This is a genomic window from Methylobacterium sp. NEAU K, from assembly GCF_030700285.1.
GTDB lineage: Bacteria > Pseudomonadota > Alphaproteobacteria > Rhizobiales > Beijerinckiaceae > Methylobacterium.
Genome location: NZ_JAUYZJ010000003.1, coordinates 1 through 26527, shown reverse-complemented (window position 1 = coordinate 26527; position 26527 = coordinate 1). Strand labels below are relative to the sequence as shown.

At 67.4% G+C, this 26527-nt stretch carries 28 protein-coding genes; 19 read left to right on the top strand and 9 right to left on the bottom strand.

What is annotated here, in order from left to right; all coding sequences use genetic code 11:
• Window positions 1–38 precede the first annotated feature (38 nt).
• The 11 genes from Q8W67_RS03345 (at window position 39) to folK (ending at window position 8899) form a co-directional block, all read left to right on the top strand.
• Window positions 39–1673: an ATP-binding protein gene (locus tag Q8W67_RS03345; RefSeq protein WP_305540708.1), complete on the top strand. Its 1635-nt coding sequence runs from the start codon at window positions 39–41 to the stop codon at window positions 1671–1673.
• On the top strand, window positions 1670–2374 hold the full coding sequence (locus Q8W67_RS03340) for a response regulator transcription factor (RefSeq protein ID WP_305540705.1): 705 nt from the start codon (window positions 1670–1672) through the stop codon (window positions 2372–2374). Before Q8W67_RS03345 ends, Q8W67_RS03340 begins: the two co-directional genes overlap by 4 nt.
• Window positions 2375–2597: 223 nt before the next feature.
• Window positions 2598–2687, top strand: coding sequence for a pyrroloquinoline quinone precursor peptide PqqA (gene pqqA / locus Q8W67_RS03335; protein WP_007564431.1), 90 nt, complete (start codon window positions 2598–2600; stop codon window positions 2685–2687).
• 34 nt (window positions 2688–2721) lie between these two features.
• A complete protein-coding gene (gene pqqB, locus Q8W67_RS03330) occupies window positions 2722–3621 on the top strand; it encodes a pyrroloquinoline quinone biosynthesis protein PqqB (RefSeq protein ID WP_305540688.1) in 900 nt (299 codons plus the stop codon).
• 133 nt (window positions 3622–3754) lie between these two features.
• The gene (gene pqqC, locus Q8W67_RS03325; RefSeq protein ID WP_305540685.1) at window positions 3755–4834 is read left to right on the top strand and encodes a pyrroloquinoline-quinone synthase PqqC; all 1080 of its coding nucleotides are present in this window, start codon (window positions 3755–3757) and stop codon (window positions 4832–4834) included.
• Complete coding sequence (pqqE, locus tag Q8W67_RS03320) at window positions 4831–5976, top strand: pyrroloquinoline quinone biosynthesis protein PqqE (protein WP_305540682.1); 1146 nt, start codon at window positions 4831–4833, stop codon at window positions 5974–5976. Before pqqC ends, pqqE begins: the two co-directional genes overlap by 4 nt.
• Entirely contained in the window at window positions 5973–6683 is a 711-nt protein-coding gene (locus Q8W67_RS03315) for a hypothetical protein (protein WP_305540679.1), read from the top strand. Before pqqE ends, Q8W67_RS03315 begins: the two co-directional genes overlap by 4 nt.
• A complete protein-coding gene (locus tag Q8W67_RS03310; RefSeq protein ID WP_305540676.1) occupies window positions 6664–7026 on the top strand; it encodes a hypothetical protein in 363 nt (120 codons plus the stop codon). The genes Q8W67_RS03315 and Q8W67_RS03310 overlap by 20 nt, the downstream gene beginning before the upstream one ends.
• A 189-nt stretch (window positions 7027–7215) precedes the next feature.
• Window positions 7216–8052, top strand: coding sequence for a dihydropteroate synthase (gene folP, locus Q8W67_RS03305; RefSeq protein ID WP_305540674.1), 837 nt, complete (start codon window positions 7216–7218; stop codon window positions 8050–8052).
• 2 nt (window positions 8053–8054) lie between these two features.
• A complete protein-coding gene (gene folB / locus Q8W67_RS03300) occupies window positions 8055–8432 on the top strand; it encodes a dihydroneopterin aldolase (RefSeq protein ID WP_305541251.1) in 378 nt (125 codons plus the stop codon).
• Entirely contained in the window at window positions 8429–8899 is a 471-nt protein-coding gene (gene folK / locus Q8W67_RS03295) for a 2-amino-4-hydroxy-6-hydroxymethyldihydropteridine diphosphokinase (protein ID WP_305540671.1), read from the top strand. Before folB ends, folK begins: the two co-directional genes overlap by 4 nt.
• Before the next feature lie 6 nt (window positions 8900–8905).
• On the opposite strand, the gene xoxJ is transcribed toward folK, so the two are convergent.
• The 6 genes from xoxJ to Q8W67_RS03265 form a co-directional block, all read right to left on the bottom strand.
• A complete protein-coding gene (xoxJ, locus tag Q8W67_RS03290; protein ID WP_305540669.1) occupies window positions 8906–9763 on the bottom strand; it encodes a rare earth element methanol dehydrogenase accessory protein XoxJ in 858 nt (285 codons plus the stop codon).
• On the bottom strand, window positions 9763–10374 hold the full coding sequence (locus Q8W67_RS03285) for a c-type cytochrome, methanol metabolism-related (RefSeq protein WP_305540666.1): 612 nt from the start codon (window positions 10372–10374) through the stop codon (window positions 9763–9765). The genes xoxJ and Q8W67_RS03285 overlap by 1 nt, the downstream gene beginning before the upstream one ends.
• A 133-nt stretch (window positions 10375–10507) precedes the next feature.
• On the bottom strand, window positions 10508–12313 hold the full coding sequence (xoxF1, locus tag Q8W67_RS03280) for a lanthanide-dependent methanol dehydrogenase XoxF1 (RefSeq protein WP_305540663.1): 1806 nt from the start codon (window positions 12311–12313) through the stop codon (window positions 10508–10510).
• Between the two features lie 687 nt (window positions 12314–13000).
• Entirely contained in the window at window positions 13001–13288 is a 288-nt protein-coding gene (locus Q8W67_RS03275; protein ID WP_305540660.1) for a hypothetical protein, read from the bottom strand.
• A gap of 102 nt (window positions 13289–13390) precedes the next feature.
• A complete protein-coding gene (rnd, locus tag Q8W67_RS03270) occupies window positions 13391–14584 on the bottom strand; it encodes a ribonuclease D (RefSeq protein ID WP_305540657.1) in 1194 nt (397 codons plus the stop codon).
• A 76-nt stretch (window positions 14585–14660) separates the two neighbouring features.
• The gene (locus tag Q8W67_RS03265) at window positions 14661–15071 is read right to left on the bottom strand and encodes a hypothetical protein (RefSeq protein WP_370693803.1); all 411 of its coding nucleotides are present in this window, start codon (window positions 15069–15071) and stop codon (window positions 14661–14663) included.
• A gap of 144 nt (window positions 15072–15215) precedes the next feature.
• Here Q8W67_RS03265 and aspS point away from each other — a divergent pair, with 144 nt between their 5' ends.
• The 6 genes from aspS to Q8W67_RS03235 all read left to right on the top strand — a co-directional run bounded on the left by aspS (window position 15216) and on the right by Q8W67_RS03235 (window position 21095).
• Complete coding sequence (gene aspS, locus Q8W67_RS03260; protein WP_305540651.1) at window positions 15216–17060, top strand: aspartate--tRNA ligase; 1845 nt, start codon at window positions 15216–15218, stop codon at window positions 17058–17060.
• A 22-nt stretch (window positions 17061–17082) separates the two neighbouring features.
• The gene (locus Q8W67_RS03255) at window positions 17083–17952 is read left to right on the top strand and encodes a glycosyltransferase family 2 protein (RefSeq protein WP_305540648.1); all 870 of its coding nucleotides are present in this window, start codon (window positions 17083–17085) and stop codon (window positions 17950–17952) included.
• Window positions 17952–19028, top strand: coding sequence for an acyltransferase (locus Q8W67_RS03250; protein WP_305540645.1), 1077 nt, complete (start codon window positions 17952–17954; stop codon window positions 19026–19028). The genes Q8W67_RS03255 and Q8W67_RS03250 overlap by 1 nt, the downstream gene beginning before the upstream one ends.
• Window positions 19025–19357: a hypothetical protein gene (locus tag Q8W67_RS03245; protein ID WP_305540642.1), complete on the top strand. Its 333-nt coding sequence runs from the start codon at window positions 19025–19027 to the stop codon at window positions 19355–19357. The genes Q8W67_RS03250 and Q8W67_RS03245 overlap by 4 nt, the downstream gene beginning before the upstream one ends.
• 152 nt (window positions 19358–19509) lie before the next feature.
• A complete protein-coding gene (locus Q8W67_RS03240; protein WP_305540639.1) occupies window positions 19510–20268 on the top strand; it encodes a hypothetical protein in 759 nt (252 codons plus the stop codon).
• A gap of 215 nt (window positions 20269–20483) precedes the next feature.
• Window positions 20484–21095, top strand: a complete 612-nt coding sequence (locus Q8W67_RS03235) for a hypothetical protein (protein WP_305540636.1) — start codon at window positions 20484–20486, stop codon at window positions 21093–21095.
• 85 nt (window positions 21096–21180) lie between these two features.
• On the opposite strand, the gene Q8W67_RS03230 is transcribed toward Q8W67_RS03235, so the two are convergent.
• On the bottom strand, window positions 21181–21435 hold the full coding sequence (locus Q8W67_RS03230) for a DUF3297 family protein (protein ID WP_305540633.1): 255 nt from the start codon (window positions 21433–21435) through the stop codon (window positions 21181–21183).
• Window positions 21432–22109: a CatB-related O-acetyltransferase gene (locus tag Q8W67_RS03225; protein WP_305541247.1), complete on the bottom strand. Its 678-nt coding sequence runs from the start codon at window positions 22107–22109 to the stop codon at window positions 21432–21434. The genes Q8W67_RS03230 and Q8W67_RS03225 overlap by 4 nt, the downstream gene beginning before the upstream one ends.
• 78 nt (window positions 22110–22187) lie before the next feature.
• Here Q8W67_RS03225 and Q8W67_RS03220 point away from each other — a divergent pair, with 78 nt between their 5' ends.
• Window positions 22188–24515 carry an NADP-dependent malic enzyme gene (locus tag Q8W67_RS03220; protein ID WP_305540630.1) on the top strand — a complete coding sequence of 776 codons (2328 nt, stop codon included), beginning with the start codon at window positions 22188–22190 and terminating at the stop codon, window positions 24513–24515.
• Between the two features lie 80 nt (window positions 24516–24595).
• Window positions 24596–26038: an acetamidase/formamidase family protein gene (locus Q8W67_RS03215; protein ID WP_305540627.1), complete on the top strand. Its 1443-nt coding sequence runs from the start codon at window positions 24596–24598 to the stop codon at window positions 26036–26038.
• Between the two features lie 56 nt (window positions 26039–26094).
• On the opposite strand, the gene Q8W67_RS03210 is transcribed toward Q8W67_RS03215, so the two are convergent.
• Window positions 26095–26527 (bottom strand): methyl-accepting chemotaxis protein (locus Q8W67_RS03210; RefSeq protein ID WP_305540624.1); only part of this gene is annotated, 433 nt, incomplete at its 5' end.

The window sequence follows — 26527 nt, the reverse complement described above, 5'->3', positions numbered from 1 at the left end:
GACATGCTGGGACCCGCGTTGATGGCGGGACGGGATCGATGCGCTCGCTGAAGGTCCGCTTCGCGCTGCTTCTGGGCGGCACCGCCATCGTGGTGATGCTGGCCGCCGCCGCCGCGCTTGCGTCGATCGCGGCGGCCGAGCGCACGGTCGACCGGACCCTCGATGCGCAGCGGCGTCTCGAACTGCTGGCCGAACTGTCCGGCCGCCTCACCCAGTTCGGCCTCGCGGCCGTGGAGACGGTCGGCAACCCCGACGGCCAGCCGGAAGCCATGGCGATCGCCCGCGACAACGCCGACCGGGCCTTGACCACCGTGGACGAGGCGCTGGCCAAGAGCTTCCCGCCGAGCGACGACCCAGCCGACCGGATGCAGTACGCGGCGCGGTCACGCCCGATGGCGCAGCTGCGCGGCGCCCGGGTCGTGCTCGACCGGCAGGTGGCGCTGATCAGCCGCCTGGCCGAATCGGACAAGCGCCAGGACGCGATCAAGGGCGCGCTCAACGGCTTCGGGGCCATGACCGGCCAGCCGCTCTCGTTCCTGATCGAGGCCGAGCGGCGCAGCATGGCGCTGGGCTCCGAGCAGGCCCGGGCCCTCTCGGCGCGCCTGCGCGTCGCAGCGGTCGTGGCCGTGGCGGCCGCGCTGGTCCTGCTCGCGGTGCTCTACCGCGGCGTCACCCGGCCGACCCTGGCGCGGATCGAGGAGGTCCGACGGGCCGCCAGCGCCATCGGCCATGGGGCGCTCGACACGCGCCTGTCCGTGGCGACCCGCGATGAGCTCGGGCTGCTGATGACCAACGTCAACCGCATGGCCGTGCGCCTCGCCCGCCGGGAATCCCGCGTCGTCTCGGATCGGGCGGCGCTGGAGGATACCGTGGCGACCCGCACTGCGGACCTGCGCGCCGCGAACGCCCGCCTTGAGGCTGTCGACCGCTCCCGCCGGCGATTCTTCGCCGATGTCAGCCACGAATTGCGCACGCCCCTCACGGTGATCCTGGGCGAATGCGACCTCGCCCTGCGCGGCGCGGCTCGGGGTACCGATCCGGGTCCGGTCTTTTCCACGATCCGGAAGCGGGCGCAGCGGCTGAAGCTGCGCGTGGAGGATCTGCTGCGCGTCGCCCGCTCCGAATCCGGCGAGATCGAGTTCGACAAGCGTCCGCTCGGCCTCGCTTCCGTGCTGGCGGAGGCGGTGGACAACATGGCCTCGGAGGCCGCACGCCGCCGGGTCGCCCTCACCCTCGATCCGGGCACGCAGGACCTGGAATGCCTTGCCGATCGTGAGTGGCTTCGCCAGACCGTCGAGAGCCTCGTGGACAACGCGCTGCGCCATGCCGGCGGCTTGACCCGGGTGGAGGTCGCGTTGTCGGGCGAGCCCGGGCCGCTGGCCCGGATCACCGTGGCCGATGACGGGCCGGGCTTCGGCGCCTCCGAGGTCGAGCTGTTCGAGCGCTTCCGGCGCGGCAAGGGCGCGAGCCCGGACGAGACCGGGTTCGGCATCGGGCTCGCGCTGGCGCGCTGGATCGTGGAACAGCATGGCGGCACGATCCGCCTCGGTGCCGGCCCTGACGGGCGCGGTGCCCGGGTCAGCCTGGACATCCCGGCGCTCGATCCGGCATGGGAGTGCCGCACGGCCGGACATGCGGCCGGCGACGCGCAGGTGAGGGAGCCGGCCGCATGACGCGGATCCTGATCGTCGAGGACGACATCGACATCCGGGGCCTGCTGGCCCGCGGGCTGGAGGCGGAGGGGTTCGAGGTCGGCACGGCGGCCTGCGTCGACGAGGCGCTCAAGGCCGCGCATGATCCGACCCCCGGCGCTGTGCTGCTCGACATCAACCTGCCCGACGGCTCCGGGCACGACGTCTGCCGGTCCCTGCGCGAGGGCGGTTTTCCCGGCGCGATCCTGTTCCTGTCCGCCCGGGACGAGATCCGCGACCGCGCCGAGGGGCTGGCGCTCGGCGCGGACGACTACATCGTCAAGCCGTTCGTGTTCGACGAACTGGTGGCACGCCTGCGCACGCATCTGATGCGCCGCGAGCAGGCCGAGGCGCCGCGCTCGCGCATCACCGCGGGAAAGCTTCTGCTCGACCTCGACACCCGCCAGGCGAGCTGCGGCGAGGCCAGCGCCCGGCTGACCCCCCGCGAGGCCGACCTCCTCGCCATGTTGATGGAGAGCATCGGCAAACCCGTGTCCCGGGCCGATATCTTCGACCGGCTCTGGGCCAGCCAGGGCGGTCTCTCGCTCAATGTGGTCGACGTCTATATCGGCTATCTGCGCTCGAAGATGGCCGACTTCGTTCGCTACGGCGGCCCGGGATTGGTCACCGTGCGGGGTAAAGGCTTCATGCTGGAGCTGCGCGGTCCGGACTTCCGGCAATAAACAACTGTACTTAAGTGCGACCCGGTAACGTTTTCCAGCTGTTTTCAGGCGTTTAGAGTCGGTTTCACGAAAAATTTGGGACGATCCGGCAATTTCGTGCTTGAAGACCGCTGCTGAATCGCCGATATCGAGTTCGCGCCGGAAATGAGAGCGCCATCAGTGTCTTAGGGTCCTCTTAAGAACCCAGGGACGCTCGGTGAGGATACCGCCAAGGAGAAACACCATGAAGTGGGCTGCCCCTGTTGTGTCTGAGATCTGCGTCGGCATGGAAGTGACGAGCTACGAGTCGGCTGAGATCGACACCTTCAACTGAGTTTCCAGGGGCCGGGGATCTCGGGAACCGCACCATGCGCGTCGTGATCCTCGGTTCCGCGGCCGGCGGCGGCCTTCCTCAGTGGAATTGCCGCTGCCCCATTTGCCGCATGGCACGGTCCGAGCCGGACCGGGTGCGGCCCCGGACGCAGTCGAGCATAGCGGTCTCCGCGGACGGGACCGACTGGTTGCTGATCAATGCCTCGCCGGACATCCGGCAGCAGCTGTTCGACAACCCGCAGATGCACCCCCGTGAGGGTCTACGCCACTCCCCGATCCGCGCCGTTCTCTTGACCAACGGCGATGTTGACCACGTGGCGGGGCTTCTGACCCTGCGCGAAGGCCAGTCCTACACGCTCTACGCCACTCGCGGTATTCTCGGCTCGGTCAATGCTAACCGCGTGTTCGACGTGATGGCCGAGGGCGTGGTCGACCGGCAGGCGGTCGGCATGGACGAGCGCTTCGAACCTCTACCCGGCCTGTCAGTCACGCTCTTCCCCGTCCCCGGCAAGGTGCCGCTCTGGCTCGAGGACGAGACCATGGAGATCGGCGCCGAGACCGAGACCACCGTGGGCGCCCTGATCGAGGCGGGCGGACGCCGGCTCGCATATATCCCGGGCTGCGCCCGCGTCACGGACGGCCTTCGCGCCCGGATAGAAGGCGTCGATGCCCTGCTGTTCGACGGCACCGTGCTGCACGACGACGACATGATCCGTGCCGGTGTCGGCACGAAGACCGGTTGGCGCATGGGCCACGTGCCGATGCGCGGCGCGAATGGGTCGATCGACGCGCTCGCCAGCGTCGCGCTCGGGCGACGTATCTTCGTCCATATCAACAACACCAATCCGGTGCTGGTCGAGGGATCGCCGGAGCGGGTCGATATCGAGGCTGCAGGCTGGACCGTGGCCCATGACGGCCTCAGCCTGTCGCTCTGAGGCGGTCACGACTTGCAGTTGGGTCCTGAGCCACCCGGCACTATATTGGACCTGAGCCAGGACATTCGCCCCACCGATGAGGGCGGGATCAGGAAACAGGAAACGCGACCCGAGAACGGACGCCGGAAACGCCATGAACGCAGTCTTCCCGACCCCCGATACCGCAGCGAGTGAGCGTCTCCTGAGCCCCGACGAGCTTGAGGCGGCTCTGCGCGACATCGGCGCGCGCCGGTACCATATCCTGCACCCGTTCCACCGGCTCCTGCACGACGGCAAGCTCTCGAAGGATCAGGTCCGGGCCTGGGCACTGAACCGCTATTATTACCAGGCGATGATCCCCGTGAAGGACGCCGCGGTGCTCGCCCGGATGACCGACGCCTCGTTGCGCCGGATCTGGCGCCAGCGGATCGTCGACCATGACGGCGACCATCCGGGCGACGGCGGGATCGAGCGCTGGCTGAAGCTCGCCGAAGGCGTCGGCTTCGACCGCGACTATGTACTTTCGACCCGCGGTATCCTGTCCGCCACGAAGTTCTCCGTGGAGGCTTATGTCCACTTCGTCTCGGAAAAGAGCCTGCTGGAAGCGATCGCCTCGTCGCTGACCGAGATGTTCTCGCCGACCATCATTTCCGAGCGCGTCGCCGGGATGCTGAAGAACTACGATTTCATCACCAAGGAGACGCTCGCGTATTTCGACAAGCGCCTCACTCAGGCGCCGCGCGATGCCGATTTCGCCCTCGACTACGTTAAGACCCACGCGACAACGCCCGAGCTGCAACGCCAGGCGATGGCCGCCCTCACGTTCAAGTGCAACGTCCTCTGGACCCAGCTCGACGCCCTCTATTTCGCCTACGTCGCCCCCGGCATGATCCCTCCGGATGCCTGGCGCCCGGGTGAGGGACTCGCCGCTGAGGCCCCTGCCCGGTCCGCCGCCGGCGGCAGGATGGCACCCGGCGACTGCCCACGCCTGCCCCGTGGCGTGCGGATGCGCTACGACGAGACGCGCAGCAAGCACGTGCTGCTTGCGCCCGAACGCACCTTCGACCTCGACGATAACGCGGTGGCGGTCCTCAAGCTCGTGGACGGCAATCGCAGCGTCGCCGCCATCGCGAACGAACTGGGCTCGGTCTACGCCGCCGATCCGCGGGCCATCGAGGCCGACATCCTGGTGATGCTCGACGGTCTGGCGGAGAAGCGGGTCCTCGAGCGATGAACGCGCTGACGCCGAACCGGCCTGTGGTGCCGGCGCCGGTCGGTCTGCTCGCGGAGCTGACCCATCGCTGCCCCCTGCGCTGCCCCTACTGCTCCAACCCGCTGGAGCTCGACCGCCGTTCGGGGGAGCTCGACACAGCGACATGGCAGCGCGTCCTCAAGGAGGCCGCAGGCCTCGGCGTCCTCCACGTCCACCTATCCGGGGGCGAGCCTACGGCGCGGAACGACATCGTCGAGATCACCAAGACCTGCGCGGATCTCGGCCTCTACTCGAATCTGATCACCTCCGGGGTCGGCGGCGCCTTGCCCAAGCTCCAGGCCCTTTACGACGTCGGGCTCGACCACGTGCAGCTGTCGGTTCAGGGCGTCGATGCCCAGAACGCCGAGAAGATCGGCGGGCTGAAGAACGCGCAGCCGCAGAAACTCGAATTCGCCGCCAAGGTGGTCGAACTCGGGCTCCCGCTGACGTTGAATTCCGTGATCCATCGCGGCAACATTCATGAGGTCGAAGGCTTCATCGACCTCGCGGTCAAGATGGGCGCCAAGCGGCTGGAAGTGGCGCACACGCAATATTACGGCTGGGCTTACGTGAACCGTGCCGCCCTGATGCCCGACAAGGCGCAGGTGGATGCCTCGATCCGGATCGTCGAGGCGGCCCGGGAACGTCTCAAGGGGCAGCTCGTCATCGATCTGGTCGTGCCGGATTATTATGCCAAGTACCCGAAGGCCTGCGCGGGCGGCTGGGGTCGGAAGCTGATGAACGTGACGCCGCAGGGCAAGGTGCTGCCGTGCCACGCGGCCGAGACGATCCCCGGCCTCGAGTTCTGGCACGTTACCGACCATTCCCTGGGTGAGATCTGGCGGGACTCGCCGGCCTTCACGGCGTATCGCGGGACCGACTGGATGAAGGAGCCCTGTCGCTCATGCGATCGGCGGGAGAAGGATTGGGGCGGATGCCGCTGCCAAGCCCTGGCGCTCGCCGGGGATGCCGCGGCCACCGATCCGGCCTGCTCGCTGTCTCCGCTCCACGCTAAAGTGCGGGCGCTCGCCGTCGAGGAGGCGGCCGAGACTCCGCCGGATTATGTCTATCGGACGATCGGCAGCAACGTCCGGTCGCCGTTCAAGGAGGAAGTCCACTCGTGAAGGTTATCGCCACGACGGCCGTCGCGCTGGTGCTGGCTGCGCTGCCGGCCCTCGCCCAGGACGCACCGAAGCCCGCCACGGTCACACAGGCCAATGCCGCAGCGCCGCCCAGCGCGGCCGACCTGCTGTTCGACCAACCGCAGATGAAGAACGCGGCCCCCGGCTCGACGATCACGTACGATTATCTGCGCCGCTCGGGCATCGAGAAGGGGCTTTTCGGGCCGCCGCTGAACGATACGCTCACGCTCAAGCTCGAGCCGGGCAAGAGCGCGGAGGCGCGCGACATCAGCGTCGTGATGTTCTCCGGGCTGAACCGCGTCCCGGCCGGTCCGTTCGAGGACATGACCGGAAACCCGGTGGTGTCGCTGTTCCTGGAAAATCATCTGCGCGCGCTGGCGAAGGTGCTCGAGGCCAATCCGCGCTACCTCAAGCTCGCGATCCGCAAGGGTTTGCGCGACGGCGCGACAGTGACGCCCACCAAGGTCACCGTCGACGGACGGGAGGTCGACGGCTGGCGGGTCGAGACCAAGCCGTTCGCCAACGACGCCATGGAACAGCGCATGCGCGGCATGGACAAGATGACCTACACGTTCATCACGTCTCCGGCGGTCCCCGGCCAGATCGTCTCGATCGAGGCGTCGTCGAAGGACCCGGAAGGCGGCGAGTTGCTCGAGGAGAAGTTGAGCTATGATCAGAAGGCTGGCTGAACGCGGCGCATTGGCTGCCCTCGCCCTGGCCCTATCCGGAATGGCCGGCTGGGCGGCCGAAGAGAACGACTATCCCACCGATGCCCGGGTCGATTACGTGTTCGGCTGCATGGCGGCCAACGGACAGACCCGGGAGAGCTTGCAGAAATGCTCCTGCTCGCTGGACCAGCTCGCCGCGATCCTGCCGTACGACAAGTATGTCCAGGCGAGCACGATCCTGTCCATGCGCCAGGGCATCGGCAACCGGGTGAACGAGTTCAAGTCCACCAAGATCTTCGACGACAAGGTCGCGGACCTGCGCCGCGCGCAGGCCGAGGCCGAGATCCGCTGCTATCACGGCTGAAGACCGGACGCATGATGCGGACAGGTGAGATCCGTTTATCCGACGACATCATGCGATCAGAGTGATTTGGTGCATGCTGCTGTTCCCGCGAAGACGCAGCATGCACCAGCGATGACGGCCGGCGTTGCGCTGGCCTGTGGTTTCGATCACACCGAGTCCCGAACTGCTCTCGCGAACGGGACTCGATCCTTGCCCCCCTCCCCCGGCCTGTCCGACCTGCTGCCCGACCTCGGACGGCGCACGCTGGTGATGGGCATCCTCAACGTCACGCCTGATTCCTTCTCCGATGGCGGCCTTTTCGTCGGTGAGGCCGAAGCTGCAGCCCAGGCCGAGCGGCTCGTGGCCGAGGGCGCGGCGATCCTCGATGTCGGCGGTGAATCCACCCGGCCCGGCCACGTCCCGGTCTCGGCCGAGGACGAGCAGGCGCGCGTCCTGCCGGTGATCCGGGCGCTCACGCCGCGCCTGCCGGTTCCGATCTCGATCGACACCTACAAGGCCTCCACGGCGCGCCGCGCGCTCGAGGCGGGCGCCAGGATCGTGAATGACGTCTGGGGCCTCCAGCGCGAACCCGACATCGCGTCGGTCGCCGCCGCGCACGGCGCCCCGGTCGTGATCATGCACAACCGCGAGACGATCGAGGCGGATCTCGACATCGTGGCCGACATGCTGGCCTTCTTCGAGCGCTCTCTCATCATCGCCCGTCGCGCCGGCATCCCGGAGCGCGACATCGTGCTCGATCCCGGGGTCGGGTTCGGGAAGACTTGGTCGCAGCACCTGGAGGCGCTGCGGCGGCTTCCGGAGATCCGGGCGCTCGGTTTCCCTGTACTGGTCGGCGTCTCCCGCAAGTCGCTGCTCGGACGGCTGCACGACCGGGAGACCCGGCCGGCGGACCGGCTCTACGGGTCCCTGGCCGCCCACGCCCTCGCGGCCACGCTGGGCGCCGACATCGTGCGGGTGCACGACGTGGCGGCCCATATCGAAGCGCTGCGGGTGGTCGACGCGGTGATGCGTCCGGAGGCAAGGTGAGCATGGAAGGGGACCGGATCCGGGTCGCGCGGATCGCCGTGTTCGGGCGCCACGGCGTGCTGGCCGAGGAGGCGGTGCTCGGCCAGCGCTTCTACATCTCGCTGGAGGCGCGGCTCGATCTGGCGGAGGCCGGCCGCTCCGACGATGTCGCTCATACGGTGAGCTACGCGGATCTCACGCAGATCGCCGTGGAGATCGCCACGGCGCGACGGTTCAACCTGATCGAAGCCCTGGCGGAGGCGATCGCCGCCACGATCCTCGGCCGCTTCTCGCCCGTGGAGGCGATCACCGTGCGGGTGGACAAGCCGAGCGCGCCGGTCCCGGCCATCCTGGATGAGGTCAGCGTCGAGATCACGCGTCGGCGGGGAGCGCGCGCATGAGGGCCTATCTCGGCATCGGCAGCAACATCGGCGACATGGCCGCGATGCTCGACCGGGCGGTGGCGGGGCTCGCTGCGACGCCGGGTATCACGGTGGTCGCGCGCTCGGCCGATTACCGCACGCCACCCTGGGGCAAGACCGACCAGCCCTGGTTCCTCAACGGCGCCGTCGCGGTGGACACCGATCTGGACCCGCATCGCCTGCTCGATGCCTGCCTGGCAGTCGAGCAAGACCTCGGGCGGGTGCGCGAGGAGCGCTGGGGCCCGCGCGTGATCGACATCGATGTCCTGTCGTATGAAGGCGCGTCCGTCGACGACGCGCGCTTGGTATTGCCTCATCGCTACGTACGTGAGCGCGCCTTCGTGCTGGTACCGCTCGCTGAGATCGCGCCCGACCTCGTCATCGGCGGCGAGCGCGTCACGGACGCCCTTGCCAAACTCGACCGGTGCGGCATCGAGCGGGCCTGAGCCCGTTCAACGCTCGCCGGGCTCCGCCACCTTGTTATCCTCCTCGTCGAGGAGCGGCACGTTGTAGTCGCGCAGGACCTTGTCGATATCCGCCTTGCGCTTGCGCAGCACGGTGTTGAGCGTGCGCTTCCAGTCGTTCTCGCCTATCCGCACGCCCATGGCGATCCGGTACGCCATCGGCGGCCGCTCTGGCTCCTTGAGCAGCGGCACCACGTTCAACGCAAGACCGGACTGCTTGGCGAGCCAGCCGGCGGCCGGCCCCCAGAGCACGGCTGCATCGATCTCCTTGGCGACGAGCGCCGCAACGATCTCCGCGCCCACCGTCTGGTACTTGCGCGACGGGTCGAGCTGGTAGGGCGCGTAAGCCTTCATGGTCGAGACCAGACCGAGGTCGCCCATCCGGTTCACCGGCGGCGTGCCCGCGATCACCCCGATCGACTTGCCCTTCAGCCGGGGATCGTCGAGGGCGGTCACGCCGTCGAGATCGCCCGAGCGCGTGATCAGAACGTAGGCCGAGCGGTAATACGGGTTCGTCGTCTGGACCAGGTCGCTGCCGAAAGCCTGCCCCATGATCAGGTCGCAGAGCCCGGTTCCGAGCGTGTTGCGCACGAAGCCCGGCCCCTGGGTCAACCAATAGTAGCGGACCTTGACCTTCAGCTCATCGGCGACGATCGCCGCGATCTTGTTTTCGAAGCCGTCCTCCTTGCGCTCGGAGAACGGCATGTTGCCCGGATCGCCGCAGACGCGCAGTACATCCGTGGTTACCATATCGGGTAGATGCTGCGCGGAGGCCCCCTGCGCCACTGTCAGGGACAGGGCACAGAGGGCGAGCGTCCGGGCCAGGGACCGAACGGGGAACGACATCAGCTGCCCATGCACTCCTTTTCCGCCTTCTTGGCGGCCTCGGGCTTGTCCTCGTGATCGGACGGACGAATACGCCCGATCGCGCCGGACGCACGTGCCTTCAAGTAGACGTACAGGTCGTCGGAGTAGCACATGACGTTCTTGTTGTCGCCGAAGGCCGGCATGACTTTCTGCTCGGCCGCGTTCACGTCCTGCTTGCCGCCGACCAGGATGCCGATGAACTCCTCGTAGGAGAGGTGCTTCAGCGAGTCCTTGAGCGCCGGCGCATAGGTCGACCCCATGCCGTCCGGACCGTGACAGACGTGACACTCGGCATGATAACGACGATAGCCCGAGTAGGTATACCAGTCGAGCTTCTTACCGTCCTGGGTGACATGGTATGTCGGATGACCCTCGGCATCGACGTACTTGCCGTCTTCGACCTTAACGGCAGCATTCTGCTTGAGCAGCTTCGGGTCTTGCTCGGCGGTCTTGTCGTTTGCGTTGAGCGAATCGACGAGTGCCGGGTCGGCGGGCTTGGCATCCTCAGCATGTACGGCAACCGCAGAAACGGTGGCTAGGGCGAGGGCGGCGAGTATCGGCCGCGTGACGATGCTGCTGAGGTTATGCAACGCGTAAGTCTCCCTGAAGCGAGGCGCTTCGTCTTCCTTCGAGCCGTAGCCTCTTGCGATGAATTGTAACAACAAGGATGCCGGCGCGGAAGCCCGCGCCGGCACCATTTCTACACCAGGACCCTGCGGCCGATTAGTTCGGCAGGGCGAAGACGGTCAGCTGACCGCCGAGGTTGGTGTACTGCGACAGGGCCGCGTAGCCGCCCACCGCGCCGAGGCCGGCGTTCGGGTCGGTCAGACCGGCCGCGAGGCCGATGCCGGCCCAGCCGCCGACGCCCGACAGGACGCCCACGTACTGCTTGCCCTTGTGCTGGTAGGTCATCACGTTGCCGATGATGCCCGACGGGGTCTTGAACTTGAACAGCTCCTTGCCGGTCTTGTCGTCGACCGCCTTCAGGTAGCCCTCAAGCGTCCCGTAGAACACCACGTCGCCGGCGGTGGCCAGAGCACCGGACCACACCGAGAACTGCTCGGGGTCGGACCACTTGATCTTGCCGTTGACGCCATCCCACGCGATGAAGTTACCCATGCCGCCGTGCGAGTTCGGAGCCGGGTACATCGACAGGGTCGCACCGACGTAGGGCTGGCCCGGGGTGTAGGTCACCCGGAACGGCTCGTAGTCCATGCAGACGTGGTTGGTGGGCACGTAGAACAGGTTGGTCTTCGGCGAGAAGGCCGCAGGCTGCTGATCCTTCGACCCGAGGGCCGCCGGGCAGATGCCCTTGGAGTTGGTGTCCTCACCGTTCTGCTCGGTCGAGTACTTCGACACGACCAGCGGCCGGCCGTAGTTCTTGGAGCCCTTGTCCATGTCGACCTTGGACGCCCAGTTGACGGCCGGATCGTACTTCTCGGCGACCAGAAGGGCGCCGGTCTCGCGGTTCAGCGTGTAGCCGAAGCCGTTGCGGTCGAAGTGGGTCAGGAGCGGCTGCTCCTTGCCGTCAACCTTTTGATCCGTGAGGATCATCTCGTTGATGCCGTCGTAGTCCCACTCGTCGTGCGGGGTCATCTGGTAGACCCACTTGGCCACGCCGGTATCCGGGTTACGCGCCCAGATGGTCATCGACCACTTGTTGTCGCCCGGACGCTGCTTGGGGTTCCAGGTCGAGGGGTTGCCCGAGCCGTAGTACATCAGGTCGAGCTTGGGATCGTAGGAGAACCAGCCCCAGGTGCAGCCGCCGCCGGTCTTCCACTGATCGCCTTCCCAGGTCTTCAGCGAGGAGTCCTTGCCAACCGGCTTGCCGAGGGAGGTGGTCTTCTCCGGGTCGATCAGCATCTGATCGTCCGGACCCTCGGAGTAGCCGCGCCACACCTTCTTGCCCGTCTTCAGGTCGTAGGCGGTGACGTGGCACTGCACGCCGAACTCGCCGCCCGAGATGCCGACGATGACCTTGTCCTTCACGGGCAGAACCGTGGCGGTGTTGGTCTCGCCCTTCTTCGGGTCGCCGTTCACGACCGACCAGTTGACCTTGCCGGTCTTGGCGTCGAGCGACACGAGAGTGGTGTCGGCCTGGTGCAGGAGGATGGCGCCGTCGGCATAGGCCAGACCACGGTTGACCGTGTCACAGCACATGACCGGGATCACGGACGGATCCTGCTTCGGCTCGTACTTCCAGAGGATCTTGGCCTCGTGGTCGAGGTCAAGGGCGTACACGATGTTCGGGAACGGCGTGTGCACGTACATGACGTTGCCGACGACGAGCGGGGCGCCCTCGTGGCCACGCAGGACGCCGGTCGAGAAGGTCCAGGCGACCTGGAGGTTCTTCACGTTCGACGCATTGATCTGGTCGAGCTTCGAATAGCGGGTGTTCGCGTAGTCGACCGTCTGAAGGACTTGTTCCGCCGGATTGGCGATGCCCTTCATGACGCTTTCGTTGGCCAGCGCGGGCGCGGCGACTGCCGCGACACCAGCGCCGAGCGCGAGGAGATGTACCGCTCTCATGGGTTCCTCCGACAAGTCTTTGAGGGTACTTTCGACGCACTGAAATAGTGGCGTCGCTCAGACCCCGACCTGACTGTTTGCGACAGGGATGGACACTTCGGTAGCGGGCATTTTGGACTTGAGAGATCTACAGATCCCGTAGCCAGGGACCGCCATCCCTGAGGCGGCCCCCTCGAAACCGAAGCTTGATCGGACCTTAAGAGATTTTTGAGCGCCGTCAACTCGCTGTTGCTCGTCCATAGGCACACGGTGAAAGCTTCTTTTCGTGTGACAACAGGCCCTGAAATGTCATTGCTGCGCGAAAGGAAATGCTGCGTCGCACAAAACGCTTGCGTGTCTTGCGGCCGAACTCACGGCGTCGTGAGTGCATTCTATGCAATTCTTGCAATGGGTTGGCCGTTGCTGGATTTCATTATGCCTGGGCCGCGGAGCCGGGCACGGCCGACACCAAAATGCCGCTTCAGGAGGCACGGGTCTGGATTGCACCGCAAAATTGATAGGCCGGCTCCCGCGCGGCCTTCGACCTGATCCGGGCCTCTGCGCCTTCTCGCCGCACGGGTTCCCGCAGGCAGATTACGCAATTCGTTCGCGCGTCGATGCCGCCTTCTTTTGCCGAATCATCCCGTTCAGCGAACGTGTGACCGTGTTTTCTCCGTCGGGTAAAATGCGCAACGCCGCGAATGAGTTTCACAGGACGCCTATCGGTCCCGTGCTTTCGAACTCGGCAGTATCGCCGACAAGGTCGGTCAAGGAGATGTCGAGGCGCCGGCCGCTCTTCAGGCGAAGCTGGGCATCGGGCTCCAGCCAGATCGGCCGTAATCCGGCATGGCTGCCGTTCAGGGTGCCGTACGCGACGAGGCCGCCCTGCCGGCGTTCCACCACGAGCCGGTAGCGAACCCGGACGGTTTCGCACCCTTCGGCCGACACGAGGCCGCGGCCGGTCAGCGTCTTGAGGACTTCGTTCGGCTCGAACATACGCGTTACGCGGGACCGGGATTAAACGGCAATCAATTTGCCGTTTAATCCCGGTCCCGCAGGGTGTCACGTCCGCGCAAGTCGACGATCGGGCAATACGCGCTAAGAGTCAGCCCCCAGCGGCCGGGGAACGCCCGTGGCCGCGGGTTCGAGCTGGCGGACGACGATGCGCCCGCACTCCACGGAGAGCGCTAGGCGGCCCTGCTTCAGATCCAGTGCCTTCTCGCCGAACAGCGCCCTGCGCCAGCCCTGGAGCGCCGGCACCTCGGCTTCGTCGTCGTCCGCCACCGCTTCCAGGTCGTCGACGGTCGCGATGATTTTGGGTGCGACGCCTTCGGCTTCACACACCGCCTTCAGAAGCACCTTGAGGAGTTCCACGATCGCGCCGTTGCCGCCGCTTCGTCGGATCCGTTCGGGCAACTGGATATTGCCGGTGTCGCGCGTTTGGCCGCGCTCCACGGCCGCGAGGATGTCGGCCCCCGTGCGCGACCGCTCGAACCCGGCCGGGATCGTGCGCAGACGTCCGAGCGCTTCGGCATTGCGCGGAGCCGCGGAGGCGACGTCGATCACCGCCTCGTCTTTCAAGATGCGCCCGCGTGGGACGTTGCGCGCCTGCGCCTCGCTCTCGCGCCAGGCGGCTACCTCCATCAGCACCGCGATCTCCCGGGGCTTGCGCATCCGGCCTGAGAGCCGCCGCCAGGCCTGCGCCGGGTCGGCCCGGTAGGTCTCGGGCGAGGTCAGCACCGCCATCTCCTCGTCCAGCCAGGCTCCGCGGTCCGTGCGCAGCAACTCGGCGACCAGGACCTCGTAGACCTTGACCAGATGGGTGACGTCCGAGAGCGCGTAGGTCAGCTGGGCCTCCGAGAGCGGGCGCCGCGACCAGTCGGTGAAGCGGGATGACTTGTCGATCTTGGCCTTAGCCACGTCGTTGACGAGCTGTTCATATGAAACGGAGTCACCGTAGCCGCAGACCATGGCGGCGACCTGCGTGTCGAAGAAGGGATGCGGCAGGATCCCGCCCATCAGCCAGATGATTTCGAGATCCTGGCGGGCGGAGTGGAACACCTTCACGGTCTGCTCATCCGCCATCAGGCCGATGAACGGCTGCAGGTCGATGGCCGGCGCCAGGGGATCGACCAGCACGGCGGTGCCGTCCGGCGCCGCCATCTGGATCAGGCAAAGCTTCGGGTAATATGTCGTCTCACGCATGAACTCCGTGTCGACGGTCACGAAGGGTTGGCTGGCGAGACGCGTGCAGACTTCGCGCAGCGCGTCGGTGGTCGTGATCAGGTCCATGACCCGGCTATACGCAACCGCCGCGGCCATGTGGAGACGCGCACGCGCAGGTCCCCATGTTTCGCGCGCTCTCCTGTCACGAAAGGCTTCTTGCCGGCCCGGTCAGGGCCGCATGACGGCGGGCGCGGGTCTGCCGGCGGATCCGCATCGCGTTGGCGCGACGCTGGGCCTCGGCGCGGCCGAGCAGCCGGTCCAGGATACCCGTCTCGATGCGTTCGCCCGTGGTGCCATCGGTGAGCCGGCGGATCCGGTCGACCCGGAAGCCGCGATAGCCGCCCCGCAACGCGTCGATCCCGCCCAGCAGGGTTCGTCCCGGCCCGAGCCTGAGCTCGCGCGCGTCGAGCGAGCGGTTGCTCCAGACGCCGGTCGCGTCCTCGTAGGCGATATCGAAACGGCCATCGAGCGGCAGCGTGCGCCACGCACCCGGGGGCGTTTCGACAGGCCGGCCCGGACGGCGCGCGGGATCGAAAAAAGCGTTCTGCCTCATGGACATCATGTGGGGATCGGTCGTCCCGCCAGGTAGACCTGCGGCCCGCGCGGGTGCCGCTTTCGGGGCGGCCGCGCAGGAGTCGTGCTTGACTTGGGGGGCCTCGCGTGAATGGTGCCGGCCTTCCCAGAGAAGAAGCCCGTCATGCACCGTTACCGTTCCCACACCTGCGGGGCGCTCCGCCCGTCCGATGTCGGGCAGACCGTCCGCCTCTCCGGCTGGTGCCACCGTATCCGCGACCATGGCGGCGTGCTGTTCGTGGACCTGCGCGACCATTACGGGCTGACGCAATGCGTGGTGGATTCCGACTCGCCGGCGTTCAAGGCCGCCGAGGCCGTGCGCTCGGAATGGGTCGTGCGGATCGACGGTCGCGTGCGCACTCGGCCGGCCGGGACGGAGAACGCCGACCTGCCGACGGGCGTGGTCGAGGTCTATATCGACGCGCTCGAAGTGCTGGGTCCGGCCGGCGAGCTGCCGCTGCCGGTCTTCGGCGACCTGGAATATCCAGAGGAGACGCGGCTGCGGTATCGCTTCCTCGACCTGCGTCGCGAGAAGCTCCACGCCAACATCATGAAGCGCGGCGCGATCATCGATTCGCTGCGCCGCCGGATGCGGGACGGCGGCTTCTTCGAGTTCCAGACCCCGATCCTGACCGCGTCCTCTCCCGAGGGCGCCCGCGACTACTTGGTGCCGTCGCGGGTCCATCCCGGCAAGTTCTACGCGCTGCCCCAGGCGCCGCAGCAGTTCAAGCAGCTGACGATGATCGCGGGCTTCGATCGTTACTTCCAGATCGCCCCGTGCTTTCGCGACGAGGATGCCCGGGCCGACCGGAGCCCCGGCGAGTTCTATCAGCTCGATATCGAGATGAGCTTCGTCACGCAGGAGGATGTGTTCCAGGCGGTGGAGCCGGTTCTGCGCGGAGTCTTCGAGGAATTCGCCGAGGGCCGGCGCGTCACGAAGGAGTTTCCGCGCATTACGTTCGCGGAGTCGATGCTCAAGTTCGGGGTCGATAAGCCGGACCTGCGCAACCCGCTGATCATCGCGGACGTCACGGACGAATTCGCCCGGGACGACGTTGCGTTCAAGGCCTTCAAGGGCGTGATCGCCGGCGGCGGCGTGGTGCGGGCGATCCCGGCGACGGGGGCGGCGGGGCAGCCGCGCTCCTTCTTCGACAAGCTCAATGACTGGGCCCGCTCGGAGGGCGCCCCCGGTCTCGGCTACGTCGTGTTCGAGGAGGAAGCCGGCCAGCTCACCGGCAAGGGGCCGATCGCCAAGTTCATCCCAGCCGAGGTCCAGGCCCTGATCGCCCGGAAGGCCGGCGCGAAGGCGGGCGACGCGGTGTTCTTCTCGGCCGGCACCGAGGCGAAGGCGGCGGCGCTCGCCGGAAAGGCCCGCATCCGCATCGGCGACGAGCTGGGCCTGTGCGACAAGGACCAGTACGCCTTCTGCTGGATAACCGACTTCCCGATGTACGAGTGGAGCGAGGAGGAGAAGCGGATCGACTTCTCGCACAACCCCTTCTCGATGCCGAACATCGACCGCGAGGAGTTTCTCGCACTCGACCAGGCCGCGCTCGCGTCCGAGGACGAGAACGGCGAAGTCACGAAAAAAATCCTCAACATCAAGGCGTTTCAGTACGACATCGTGTGCAACGGCGTGGAGCTGTCCTCCGGGGCGATCCGGAACCACCGACCCGACGTGATGGAGAAGGCCTTTGCCATCGCGGGCTACGGCCACGAGGTGCTGGAGCAGAAGTTCGGCGGCATGCTGAACGCCCTGCGCATGGGCGCGCCGCCGCACGGTGGCATCGCCCCGGGAGTCGACCGCATCGTCATGCTCCTGTGCAACGAGCCGAACATCCGCGAGGTGGTGCTGTTCCCGATGAACCAGCGCGCTGAGGACCTGATGATGGGCGCGCCCTCCGAGGCGACGGCCAAGCAGCTGCGCGAGCTGCACATCCGGCTGAACCTCCCAGAGAAGAAGGCGTAAGGTCCCGGTAGACCGGCCCGCGGTGGCGAGCCTCGTCGCGATCGTCGTCGCCCATGACAGCGCCGACGTGCTGCCGGCCTGCCTGGCGGCGCTGGCCGGCCAGCACGTGCCGGTCATCGTCGTCGACAATGCGAGCCGCGACGACTCCGTCGCGGTCGCCGAGGCCGCCGGCGCACAGGTGATCCGCGGCGCCCGCAACGAGGGCTACGGCCGCGCCAACAATCGCGGCGTGCGCGCGGCCGATTCGGCCGACCATGTCTTGATCGTCAACCCGGACGTAACCCTGCGTCCGGGTGCCGTCGACGCCCTGCTGGCCGCCTCCCGGGCCTGGCCGGATGCGGGTCTGCTCGCGCCGCGGCTGGTGGAGGCGGACGGGCGCTTCTTCTATCAGCCGCGCTCGCTGCTCGCGCCTTATCTCGCCAATCCGGGCGGCCGCCTCGCGCTGCCGGAGGGCGATGCCTGCGCGCCGTTCCTGTCCGGGGCCTGTCTGATGGTCGAGCGTGCCCTGTTTCTCGCTCTCGGCGGCTTCGACGAGAACATCTTCCTGTTCTACGAGGACGACGACCTGTGCCGGCGCGTCGCCGATGCGGGCCGCGCGCTCATCCATGTTCACGGTGCCGAGGCGCTGCACGGCCGCGGCAGATCCTCGGCGCCGGAGCCAGGCCGCGTGTTCCGATCGCGCTGGCACCAAGCTTGGTCGCGGGCCTATGTCAGCCGCAAATACGGCCTGCCGGACCCGAGCCTCGCGGGCCTCATGACCAACCTGCCCAAAGCGGCCTTATCGGCCCTCGTCCTGCGCCGTGCCGGGCTTGAGCGCTATGGCGGTTCCGCGGCGGGCGCCCTCGCCTTCCTTCTCGGCCGGGATGCCCTCGCGCGCGAGGGCCTGCATTGATGGCCGGACCGACGATCGCGGCCGCCCTCGGGGCCGGTCGCAACGGATTCACCGGCCTGCGCCTTGCCCTGGCGCTGGCGGTCGTGGTCTCGCACGCCTTCAGCGTCACCACCGGCGCCGCTGGCGACGAGCCGCTGGCGCGGATCACCGGCTATACGTTGGGCGAGCACGCCGTGAACGGCTTCTTCGCGGTCTCGGGCTTCCTGGTCACCATGAGCTGCGACCGTCGCGGGATCCGCGACTACGCCCTCGCCCGGGCCCTGCGGATCCTTCCGGGGCTCGTCGCCGCGACCCTCGTCGTCTCGCTCGTGCTCGGGACCGCGCTCACGCGCCTGCCCTTGACCGAGTACCTGCGCGATCCCGGCGTCTGGTCGTTCGTGCGCGGGACCCTGACGACCTTCAAGAGCAACGCCGCCCTGCCGGGCGTGTTCGAGGCCAGTCCCTACCGGGCACCGCTCGGCACGGTCTGGACCCTTAAATACGAGGTTCTGTGCTATCTCGGCGTGCTGGCTGCCGCCCTCTGCGGCCTTCTCCGGCGGCGGATCCCGGCACTCCTGATCGTCGCCGCCCTCGCGGTCGCTCTGGCTTTGGCGGGCGCCCTACGTGGGTCCGAGCTCCCCAAGGGCCTCGAGACGGCGTTGCGGCTGCCACTGATCTTTTCGGCCGGCGCGTGCCTGTATCTCTGGCGCGACCGCCTGCTCGTCTCGCGTGCCGCCCTCGCCTACCTGGTGGTCGCCGTGCTCATCGTCGCCCGGACGCCAGCCTACCCGTCCCTGCTGTTCCTGACGGAAGCCTACGGTGTTGTGTGGCTCGCCCTCGGGCCGATGGCGCGTCGCCTGTTCGATCCGGCGGCCGATCTCTCCTACGGGGTCTATCTCTACGGCTGGCCGGTGCAGCAAAGCCTGCACGCCCTGTGGCCGGAACCGTCCGGCCTGGCCCTGCTCGCCCCCGCCCTCGCGCTGACGTTTTCGGTGGCGGCCCTGTCCTGGTACGGCATCGAGCGGCCGGCGCTGGCGCTCAAGGCGCGGGCGCTGGGCAAGCGCAGCCTCGGCACGATCGAACCGGCCGGGCCGTGACCGCCCTCCCCCCATCGGCCGCGCTGGCCCATGCGGCGCGGCTTCTGGAGGCCGAGGGCTTCGCCGTGGTCGCCCGCAACGAACGCGGCGACAGCCTCTATCTGGCGCCCGAGGGCGAACGCGCCACGCTCCGGCTCTCGAACCACGCGCGGCGCCCACGGCAGCGCCGGACCCATCCCGAGGTCGCGACGAGCCTCGTCATCCGCGAATCGCGGAGCGCCGTGCAGATCGAGGCCCTGGTCGCAGCCGCGATGCGGACTTTTTTCTTGGCAATTGAGGCGACACGCGGTAGCGCGCCCGGCGGCCGATCCAATGAGGAGACGCGGTAAATTAGGATATAATTGACATATCGGTGGTTCTAAATTGGGCTTTTAGTCCTTAATCTGGGGCATGGCCGATACCGCGATCAACCGCCGGACGACACGAGAGAGACGTCGCCGCGCTCCGCTCGGATCTCGCCGGGATCGCTGTCGAGGTCGGGTTGATCCGGATCGAGCGGATGCTCGCCTGCAAGTACCGGTTCGATCAGCCGCGGGCGCCCGCCGGCCAGCCCGACGGCGGCCGCTGGGTTTCGGCTCCGTCCGGCGGCGCTCGTTGGATGTCGGCGAATTCGGGCAGCCAAGCGGAAACGCAGACCGATGAGGCCGTGACCGAGGACGGCTCGCGCGTGCTGTCGATCCGCATCCGGGCCAACCGCCAAGCGGACTGGGACGCGCAGCACACCGTCATCGCGCCCGACGGCACGCGTACGGTGTTCGAGACCTCGGGCCTGACCCAGACCATCCGCGACGGCGAGACTGGGGAGATCCTGGGCCGGAGCACGCTGACCGCGGATGGGGCCGAACCCGAGGCGTTCGTCCAGCCGGCGTGCAGCCGGTCGGGCGGGTTGGGGCAGCGGATCTGGCGGACCCTGGAGGCCGCGGGTTCGCTGTTCACCGTCCTTGCCGGGCGAGATCGGCCCGGCGAGAAAGCCGTGTTCGCTGCGCCCGCCAGCGAATACGTCCCATGGGATGTAAACGACGCGCGAGCCATATGGGTCGGTGCGATCGGCCAGAGCGAGTTCGACCAGGTTAGCCCGCGGAACCGAGAGGTGCAGGCTCTTGCAGATTCGGTCGCCGCAGACGTGCGGGCGTCCGGAGATTACAAGAATGCGCAGGATTTCGGTAACAAGGTGCGCGCGCGGATCGCCAGGATCGTCAATGATCGAAGAGATCCCGATTTCGTTGCCGAGACGTCATAGGATCCAGCGACTGGTGACGATAAAAATCCCGGCGCAAAGGGTTCTTTGCGCCTCGACCTGATGGAGCGGACTCGGCCTGCGACCGTGTGCGTCTACGATCACAAGACGGGGGAAGCGGATTTGAGGCCCACCCGAGCCGTCGATATCATGACTGTCGTTCAAAAACATTTTCGCACAGCATACAGAGATATTATGATTATCATAAATCCGAATTCATGACGAATGCGCGCCAAGTCAAGCTGATCTATCTATATCTCATGGAGCATCATCAGAATTACAGGATCATGAGCAATCTTTTTATTTGTAAAATTCCAGTTCATCATATTGCCTGCGGAGTATTTATATATCGATCCTCAGACCTGGACTGTTTTTGGCAGCAATGGTCGCTGACACCGCTTTTCGTCCGCAGAATATTTCACGATCTCGCACTGGGGACCATCCACGAAAATCTCAGTTGGCCAGAGACTTCAGCGGACAGGTTCTGGCTTTGGTCCGATCCGGCGATGGTCGCCGACCTGATCGAAGCGATCGAGACGACGGCGATGCCGAAACTGTCATTCCACGAAACGGTGGAAGCCTATGCGACCCTCCCGCCCGAGACATACGAGCCTATGAACGAGCCGCCCGAGGATCTGATGCTCGTCGATATCGCGATGGGCGAACTCGATGCTGCTCGCAACATCTGGCATGAGCAGAATCTCTGGCATCGGAATTTGCCGGGCCATCCAGTCCCGCGGGAGCGCTGGTTTCGGGAGCAACTCGATACGGTTGCAGAACCCCTGCACGCGGGCGACCGGCCGGCGCTCGCGCGCATCCTACACGGCTGAGAGCCGGCCAATGTCCGTGGCACGGAGATCGAGCGCTATTGGGAGCCGACGCCGTTCCCGCTGGAGTTGTAAGGCGCCGGGCGCCTCAGGCCTCGCCGGCCTCGGGCTCGCGGAAATAGGGCTCGACGGTCCCCTTCAGCTTCACCGTCATTGGGTTGCCCGCCCGGTCGAGGGTCTTGCCGGCCGAGAGGCGGACCCAGCCCTCGCTGACGCAATATTCCTCGACGTTGGTCTTATCGACGCCCTTGAACCGCACGCCGACGCCGCGCTCCAGCATCTTCTCATCGTAGAACGGACTGTTCGGGTTCGCGGCCAGGCGGTCGGGAGGCGTGTCGGTCATCGTCTGGATCTCGGGTCGGTGTCGTGTGCGGCCCCGCGCGCATCCGGCGGGGAGAAGGGCTCGCCGGTACGGGAATCCACGCCTGCGCGCAACGCTGCCAGCAGGTCGGCGATCCGGCCGCTCTGGAGCAACGGCACCAGACGGGTGACCTCCCCGTGCGGCAGGTCCCACCACGCGGCTGAAACGAGCGCCGCCACGGTGGCCTCGTCGAAGCGGCGGCGGACCACCCGGGCCGGATTGCCGGCGACCACCGCGTAGGCCGGAACGTCCCGGGTCACCACTGACCGGGCCGCGACCACGGCGCCGTGACCGACGGTGACGCCGGACAGGATCATGCAGCCGGACCCGAGCCAGACATCGTGCCCGATCACCACGTCACCACGGGAGGCGTGGTAATCCTCCGGCGCGCGCGCGTCCGGGAAGAGGCCGCGCATCGCGGCGAACGGATAGGTCGAGACCCAGTCGAGCCGGTGGTCGCCGCCGAGCAGGATCTCGACCTTGTCGGCGATGGAACAATAGCGGCCGATCGTCAGGCGGCAGCCGCTCTCCGGGAAGCGCACTTTGGGACGCCCGTACGAGTAGGCGCCTATGGAGAAGCCGTAGGCCCTCGCGAGGGATGCGAGGTGAACCCGGGTCTCGTTGTGCGGGTTGCGCCCCCTGCGCAGCCGGTGCAACAGACCGGTCACGATGGGATACGGCGCGGTTCGCGACCGCGTCGACTCCGGGAAAGCGGGCGAGCTGGAAGGTGGGCGATGGCCGATAACATGTCCGAGGACCTTAAGGCCGGGGCGCTCGTCTATCACCGCCTGCCGCGCCCCGGGAAGCTGGAGATCCAGGCCACCAAGCCCCTCGGCAACCAGCGCGACCTCGCGCTGGCCTACTCGCCCGGCGTCGCGGCGGCCTGCATGGCGATCCACGACGACCCGCAACAGGCGGCCGATCTCACGATCCGCCAGAACCTGGTGGCGGTGCTCACGAACGGCACGGCCGTGCTCGGGCTGGGCGATATCGGCCCGCTGGCCTCGAAGCCCGTGATGGAGGGTAAGGCCGTCCTGTTCAAGAAGTTCGCCGGGATCGACGTGTTCGACATCGAGGTCGACCAGAAGGACGTGTCCAAGCTGGTGGACGTGGTCTGCGCCCTCGAGCCGACCTTCGGGGGCATCAACCTGGAGGACATCAAGGCCCCCGAGTGCTTCGAGGTCGAGGAGCAATGCCGGGCGCGGATGAACATTCCGGTCTTCCACGACGACCAGCACGGCACCGCGATCATCGTGGCAGCCGCCGTTCTCAACGGCCTCGAACTCGCCGGCAAGCGGCTCTCCGACGTCCGCATCGTCACATCGGGAGCCGGTGCCGCCGCCCTCGCCTGCCTCAACCTCCTCGTGTCCCTCGGCGCCAACCGCGAGAACATCACGGTCACCGACATCAAGGGCGTGGTCTACAAGGGCCGCGCCGAGCTGATGGACCGCTGGAAGGACATCTACGCGCAGGAGACGAAGGCGCGAACGCTGGCCGAGGTGATCCCCGGCGCGGACGTGTTCATCGGGCTCTCGGCCGGCGGCGTCCTGAAGCCCGAGTTCCTGGAGAAGATGGCCGACAAGCCGCTGATCATGGCGCTGGCCAACCCCTACCCCGAGATCATGCCGGATCTCGCGCAGGCGAAGCGCCCCGACGCGATGATCTGCACCGGGCGCTCGGACTTCCCGAACCAGGTCAACAACGTCCTGTGCTTCCCCTACATCTTCCGGGGGGCGCTCGATGTCGGCGCCTCGAGCATCAACGAGGCGATGAAGCAGGCCGCCGTGAAGGCGATCGCGGCGCTTGCCCGCGAGACGCCCTCCGACGTGGTCGCCCGCGCCTATGGCGGCGAGGCCCGGCCGTTCGGGCCGGAATCGCTGATCCCGAGCCCGTTCGACCCGCGGCTGATCTTGCGCATCGCTCCCGCCGTGGCCAAGGCCGCGATGGATTCCGGCGTGGCGGGCCGGCCGCTTACGGATTTCAACGCCTATGTCGAGAGCCTCGACCGGTTCGTGCACCGGTCCGGCCTCATCATGAAGCCGCTGTTCTCGAAAGCGAAGAACGAGCCCAAGCGCGTGATCTACGCGGAGGGCGAGGATGAGCGCGTGCTGCGCGCCGTCCAGGCGATCGTCGAGGACAAGGTCGCCCTGCCGATCCTGGTGGGGCGCCCCCGGGTGGTGGAAACGCGGCTCAAGCGCTTCGGCCTCTCGATCCAGGAAGGTCGCGATTTCGAGCTGATCGATCCCGAGGACGATCCCCGCTACCGCGCCTATGTCCAGACTTATCTGGACGTCGCCGGTCGGCGCGGCATCACGCCGGACGCGGCCCGCACGCTCGTGCGCACCAACAACACCGTGATCGGCGCCATCGCGGTGCGCCGTGGCGAGGCGGACGCCCTGATCTGCGGCCTGGAGGGCCGGTTCGAGACGCGGCTGCGCATCATCCGCGACGTGATCGGGCTGGCGCCCGGTATCAAGCAATGCGCCGCGATGAGCCTGATCGTCACCAGCGAGGGCGCCTACTTCCTGGCCGACACCCATGTCCGCCAGAACCCGACAGCCGAGGAGATCGCCGAGGTTGCGCAGGCCTGCGCCGGCCACGTCAGCCGCTTCGGCCTGACGCCCAAGATCGCCCTGCTCAGCCACTCCGATTTCGGCCAGTCGGATTCACCCTCGGCGATGAAGATGCGGGAAGCGCTCGTGCTCCTGCAGGAGCGCGACCCGGAGCTGATGGTCGACGGTGAGATGCAAGCAGATTCGGCGCTCTCCGAGATCGTCCGGGACCGCGTGCTGCCGGGTTCGCGCTTCAAGGGCTCGGCCAACGTGCTGATCTTCCCGAATCTCGATGCGGCCAACATCGCCTTCCAGTTCGCCAAGGTGCTGGCGGACGCGCTCCCCGTCGGGCCGCTGCTGATCGGCCCGGCCAAGCCCGCCCACATCCTGACGCCCTCCGTGACAGCCCGCGGGATCGTCAATGTCACGGCCGCGGCCGTCGTCGAGGCTCAGGCCGAGCCGGCGATCCCGGTGGGCGGCGAGGCCGGCGCTGGCATGATCTCGGAGTGAGGCCACCGATCGGCGGCCGCGAGCATGGCCGTCGATTTGCTTGAGCGCTTCCGGGGACGAAGCCACCGGAAGCGAGAACCATGTGCACGGGTGATGATCCGACCTGCGGAGCCTTCGAGGAGCACCGCCGCCGGTTCCGGCGCGACTTGGAGCCGGAGCGCCGCGCCTTCCTGAAGAGCGGCTTCGCGGCCACCGGTGCGGCCGCGGCCTTCGCGGCCGGCGGCTCGTCGCTCGTGAGCCCCGCGCTGGCGCAGGCCACGGACGCGCGGATCGCCGCCACGGCGCATTACCATCTGCCGGCCAATGACGGGACCGTGCACTGGGGCTTCTTCAGCCGCAACCTCAAGCCGCAGGTCGAGATCGGCTCGGGCGACTTCGTGACCATCGAGACGCTCACCCATCAGGCGAGCGACGATGCCGAGCGGATGATCCAGGGCGATCCCGGCGCCGAGAGCGTCTATCTCTGGACTAAGGACAGGATGGGCGTCTCGCCCCGCGGGGCCGGCCCTATGGACGCCAAGATCGGCCCCGGCGGCGGGCTCGGCGTGCATATCTGCACCGGGCCGGTGGCGATCCGCGGCGCCGAGCCCGGCGACGTGCTGGAGGTGCGCATCCTCGACGTCGCGCCCCGCCCGAGCGCCAACCCGAAATTCAAGGGCCTCGCCTTCGGCAGCAACGCGGCGGCTTGGTGGGGCTACCATTACAACGACCTGATCACCGGCGATAAGCCCCGCGAGGTCGTGACCATCTACGAGGTCGACGCCACCGGCGAGCGCGACTGGGCGCGGGCGGTCTACAGCTTCCGCTGGCCGGGCGTGACCGACCCGTTCGGTGTCTCGCATCCCACGATCGACTATCCCGGCCTGCCGGTGGATCACGCCAAGACGCAGAAGAATTTCGAAGTGCTCAAGGGCATCCGCGTGCCGATCCGCCCGCATTTCGGCACGATGGGCGTGGCCCCGGCCGAGGCCGATCGGGTCAACACGATCCCGCCGAGCTACACCGGCGGCAATATCGACAACTGGCGCATCGGCAAGGGCGCGACGCTCTACTATCCCGTAGCCGTGCCGGGCGCGCTGTTCTCGGTCGGCGACCCGCATGCCAGCCAGGGTGATTCCGAGCTGTGCGGCACCGCGATCGAGTGCTCGCTCACCGGCACGTTCCAGTTCATCCTTCACAAGAAGGAAGACCTGCCCGGCACCCCGCTCGAAGCCCTCGATTTCCCGATGATCGAGACCCGCGAGGACTGGGTTCTGTCCGGGTTCAGCTATCCGAACTACCTGCGCGACCTCGGCCCGGACGCGCAGAGCGCGATCTTCCAGAAGTCCTCCATCGATCTCGCCATGCGCGACGCCTTCCGCAAGATGCGCCAGTTCCTGATGCACGCGAAGGGGCTGACCGAGGACGAGGCGATCTCGTTGATGTCGGTCGCGGTCGATTTCGGGATCACCCAGGTGGTGGACGGCAATTGGGGCGTCCATGCCGTGGTCAAGAAGTCGATCTTCTCGGGGCGCCCGGCCTGAGCATCCGCAACTCCGCGGGCGCGTCCGGACGGAGGGCGCTCGTCGCGATCTGCCGCTCAGGCTGCCCGCACGGTGTCGAGGAAGCGGGCGACCTCGGCGGTGAGGTGCTCGGATTGGCGCGACAGCTCCGAGGCCGCGTTCAGGACCTGGCTCGCGGCCGCCCCGGTCTCCTCGGCCGCCCCGGCCACGCCGGCGATGGCGGCGGTCACCGCGCCGGTGCCCTGCGCCGCCTGCCCGACGTTGCGCACGATCTCCCGGGTCGCCGCGTCCTGCTCCTCCACCGCCGCCGCGATGCCGGTCGCGACCCCGCTGATCTCCTGGATGCGCGCCGCGATCGCGCCGATCGCCGACACCGCCTGACCGGTCGAGGCCTGCACGTGCGCGATCTGGCCGGCGATCTCCCCGGTGGCCCGGGCGGTCTGCTCGGCCAGCGCCTTGACCTCCGCGGCCACCACGGCAAAGCCCCGGCCGGCCTCGCCCGCCCGGGCC

Coding starts and splice junctions, on each gene's coding strand:
- Q8W67_RS03215 (WP_305540627.1), top strand. CDS start 24,596: ATGTGCACGGGTGATGATCCGACCTGCGGAGCCTTCGAGGAGCACCGC.
- Q8W67_RS03235 (WP_305540636.1), top strand. CDS start 20,484: ATGACGAATGCGCGCCAAGTCAAGCTGATCTATCTATATCTCATGGAG.
- folK (WP_305540671.1), top strand. CDS start 8,429: ATGAGGGCCTATCTCGGCATCGGCAGCAACATCGGCGACATGGCCGCG.
- Q8W67_RS03340 (WP_305540705.1), top strand. CDS start 1,670: ATGACGCGGATCCTGATCGTCGAGGACGACATCGACATCCGGGGCCTG.
- Q8W67_RS03250 (WP_305540645.1), top strand. CDS start 17,952: ATGGCCGGACCGACGATCGCGGCCGCCCTCGGGGCCGGTCGCAACGGA.
- Q8W67_RS03345 (WP_305540708.1), top strand. CDS start 39: ATGCGCTCGCTGAAGGTCCGCTTCGCGCTGCTTCTGGGCGGCACCGCC.
- aspS (WP_305540651.1), top strand. CDS start 15,216: ATGCACCGTTACCGTTCCCACACCTGCGGGGCGCTCCGCCCGTCCGAT.
- pqqC (WP_305540685.1), top strand. CDS start 3,755: ATGAACGCAGTCTTCCCGACCCCCGATACCGCAGCGAGTGAGCGTCTC.
- Q8W67_RS03265 (WP_370693803.1), bottom strand. CDS start 15,071: ATGAGGCAGAACGCTTTTTTCGATCCCGCGCGCCGTCCGGGCCGGCCT.
- Q8W67_RS03275 (WP_305540660.1), bottom strand. CDS start 13,288: ATGTTCGAGCCGAACGAAGTCCTCAAGACGCTGACCGGCCGCGGCCTC.
- xoxF1 (WP_305540663.1), bottom strand. CDS start 12,313: ATGAGAGCGGTACATCTCCTCGCGCTCGGCGCTGGTGTCGCGGCAGTC.
- folB (WP_305541251.1), top strand. CDS start 8,055: ATGGAAGGGGACCGGATCCGGGTCGCGCGGATCGCCGTGTTCGGGCGC.
- rnd (WP_305540657.1), bottom strand. CDS start 14,584: ATGGACCTGATCACGACCACCGACGCGCTGCGCGAAGTCTGCACGCGT.
- pqqB (WP_305540688.1), top strand. CDS start 2,722: ATGCGCGTCGTGATCCTCGGTTCCGCGGCCGGCGGCGGCCTTCCTCAG.
- xoxJ (WP_305540669.1), bottom strand. CDS start 9,763: ATGTCGTTCCCCGTTCGGTCCCTGGCCCGGACGCTCGCCCTCTGTGCC.
- Q8W67_RS03230 (WP_305540633.1), bottom strand. CDS start 21,435: ATGACCGACACGCCTCCCGACCGCCTGGCCGCGAACCCGAACAGTCCG.
- Q8W67_RS03310 (WP_305540676.1), top strand. CDS start 6,664: ATGATCAGAAGGCTGGCTGAACGCGGCGCATTGGCTGCCCTCGCCCTG.
- pqqE (WP_305540682.1), top strand. CDS start 4,831: ATGAACGCGCTGACGCCGAACCGGCCTGTGGTGCCGGCGCCGGTCGGT.
- pqqA (WP_007564431.1), top strand. CDS start 2,598: ATGAAGTGGGCTGCCCCTGTTGTGTCTGAGATCTGCGTCGGCATGGAA.
- Q8W67_RS03220 (WP_305540630.1), top strand. CDS start 22,188: ATGGCCGATAACATGTCCGAGGACCTTAAGGCCGGGGCGCTCGTCTAT.